Genomic DNA, 258 nt, shown 5'->3' with positions numbered 1-258 from the left:
GACCATAGCAAAGACAGCTTCAACCACATTGAACTCTACCCGGGATTCGGAGCAAAACTTCTCCAGGATACGTGCCAAGCCCACCTTCTCCCAGACCCGGCGGAAGACCTGAGCTGGCCCATAATCCTTGCTCCACTCGGCAAAGAGGTCCTGGGCCTCCTGAAGAACCGCTTGTTTTTCCGAAAACTTGGCCAAACTTTCAATCAAACGGTCCAGTTGGCCTTCCTTAAGTTCGTCTAAGCGCCCAAGGGTACAAAG

At 52.7% G+C, this 258-nt stretch carries 1 pseudogene; it reads right to left on the bottom strand.

The annotated features are described in order from the left end of the window. A pseudogene (locus KKC1_RS16230) lies at positions 1-258 on the bottom strand (IS1634 family transposase); the annotation flags it as partial.

The sequence above is a fragment of the Calderihabitans maritimus genome, from assembly GCF_002207765.1.
GTDB lineage: Bacteria > Bacillota > KKC1 > Calderihabitantales > Calderihabitantaceae > Calderihabitans > Calderihabitans maritimus.
The sequence above is the reverse complement of the archived record's forward strand: the minus strand, read 5'-3'. Positions and strand labels throughout refer to the sequence as shown.